The 1,941-nt window shown below is 62.0% G+C and carries 2 protein-coding genes and 1 pseudogene; 2 read left to right on the top strand and 1 reads right to left on the bottom strand.

Going from position 1 to position 1,941, the window contains the following annotated elements:
* Positions 1-397: pseudogene (locus ACOVRJ_RS08085) on the top strand (hypothetical protein); the annotation flags it as partial.
* A 15-nt stretch (positions 398-412) separates the two neighbouring features.
* Here ACOVRJ_RS08085 and ACOVRJ_RS08080 read toward each other — a convergent pair.
* Positions 413-973, bottom strand: a complete 561-nt coding sequence (locus tag ACOVRJ_RS08080; RefSeq protein ID WP_422043374.1) for a 2'-5' RNA ligase family protein — start codon at positions 971-973, stop codon at positions 413-415.
* A gap of 116 nt (positions 974-1,089) precedes the next feature.
* Here ACOVRJ_RS08080 and ACOVRJ_RS08075 point away from each other — a divergent pair, with 116 nt between their 5' ends.
* Positions 1,090-1,920, top strand: coding sequence for an IS110 family transposase (locus ACOVRJ_RS08075; RefSeq protein ID WP_422043373.1), 831 nt, complete (start codon positions 1,090-1,092; stop codon positions 1,918-1,920).
* Positions 1,921-1,941: the final 21 nt, after the last annotated feature.

Here is a 1,941-nt window from a genome sequence, read left to right as displayed (position 1 = left end):
CTGCTTCGTCCAAGGCGTCTTCCAGTTCCTTCTGGAGCAACGTCGACAGGCTAACACTACCCTCTTGCTGCGCGACGAACACGCCAACCTCAGCGCCCTCAGGGAGCGCGCCTCGGTTGAGGACGATCTTCCCCTCTACGACGGTGCCCTTGATGACGTGCATGGTGTGATGGTACTCCGGCTTTGGCTGGCAGGAGCGGGGCCGCTCGAGGCGGTGGCCGCTGCCGCGCACAAGTTCGCCCGGCTCATCTACACGATGCTGACCAAGGGCGAGGAGTACACCGACCAAGGCCAGGCCTGCTACGAGGAGCGATACCGCGAACGGGTGCTGCGCCAGCTGTCCCAGCGTGCCAACAAGCTCGGCATGCAACTCGTCGCCGCACCGCAGGCCGCATGAAAAACGCCTTGCGCATCAGTCACTTGAGGGGTTTTTCTTAAAAGAGGCTTTACCGAGCGCGTGCGATGACAGGTTCTTGAGTTTTCCGTCTTCCAGCGCGCCGATGGTCAGTGCCCGAAGAGTGCCTTCGATATGCACGCCAGTACGGTTCAGTTCATCGCAGAGTGCCTTGGCTGCAGAGCGGTCCTTCAGTGTTCCGATCGTGATGTGTGGGACGAACGGTACATCAAGCTTCAAGAATGGCTGAAGCAGGCCGGTGTAAAGACGGTCGTGAAGCAGCGAGATGCCAGAGTACCCTTCATCAGGGACAAGAAAGACATACGCTGTGTCATCGAAATCGTCAGCACCCAGCATTGCGTACTTACAGGAGAAGCGGATAGGTTCTGACTGTCTTGCGACAGCTTCGATGTGCTTGGTGTATTCCGCCAGCTCAATGGTCTTGCAACTGAAGACCATCGTGAAGTGTGCCGCGACAACATCAAGGTAGGGAAGATCGTGCAGTTGACGAAATCGCTCCATGAACGACAAGTCCTCTGGCGCGACTTCAGGGTAGCTGACGGTGTAGAGCGTGGGCATGGCGAGGTAGTTGGTTGTGAAGCCTAACGAATGAAAGGGACTTCCCCAGTCCAGTAACGGTATCGAGGTACCAAGATTGAGTTGCGGAAGTTCAATCTGATCGGAAAGGGGAAGTCATGACGCAGGTTACACGCGGCGCGGCCGCACGGGCAGGGGTGGATTTGTCCAAGCGCGTGTTCCAGGTGCATGCGGTGGATCGGTCGGGCCGCAAGCTGCTGGCCAAGCCGATGGCGCCGGAGCGGTTCTTTGCCTGGTGTGCAGAGTTGCCCGCTGGCTGCCTGGTGGCGATGGAAGCTTGCGGTGGCGCACACCACGCGGCCCGACGCCTGCGTCTGCTGGGCCTGGATGCGCGGCTGATTGCGGGCCACTTCGTCACGCCGTACCGCATGGCCGGCAAGAGCGGGAAGAACGACGCCAACGATGCGGCGGCGATCTGCGAGGCCGCGGGCCGGCCGCACATGCGGTTTGTTGCGGTGAAGACGGCCGAGCAGCAGGGCCAGCTCAGCGTGCACCGGCTGCGCGAGGGCTACAAGGCCGAGCGCACCGCGCTGATCAACCGCATCCGCGGCGTGCTGGCCGAGTTCGGCTTGGTCTTCCCGCAGAGCCCCGAGGCGCTTGGCCGAGTACTGGCCGAAGTGCTGGAAGACGCCAGCAACGAGCCCACCGGCATCGCCCGTCTGGTGCTGCAGCGTGCGCACCTGCACTGGATCGATCTGGACCTGCAGATGAAGTGGTGCGACGAACGCATCGAAGCCCACGCCCGCAGCGACGAGCGCGTCAGCAAGGCCGCCGCGCTGCAGGGCATCGGGCCGATTGGCGCTTCGGCGCTGGTGGCCAGCGTGGGTGACTTCAAGCCATTCGACAACGCCAGGCAGTTCGGCGCTTGGCTCGGCCTGGTGCCCAGTCAGAACTCCCCCCCCGCGTCAGAATACTTGTCGCCTCCATAGAACCCGGCTGTTCCTGACTTC

Origin of the sequence: Roseateles sp. (assembly GCF_049240545.1) — a bacterium.
Classification (GTDB): domain Bacteria; phylum Pseudomonadota; class Gammaproteobacteria; order Burkholderiales; family Burkholderiaceae_C; genus Paucibacter_A.
This window is presented reverse-complemented; position numbering and strand designations above follow the sequence as displayed.

What these genes read in the sequence shown, in the direction of transcription:
- ACOVRJ_RS08075 (WP_422043373.1), top strand. Translation starts at nt 1,090, where the DNA reads ATGACGCAGGTTACACGCGGCGCGGCCGCACGGGCAGGGGTGGATTTG.
- ACOVRJ_RS08080 (WP_422043374.1), bottom strand. Translation starts at nt 973, where the DNA reads ATGCCCACGCTCTACACCGTCAGCTACCCTGAAGTCGCGCCAGAGGAC.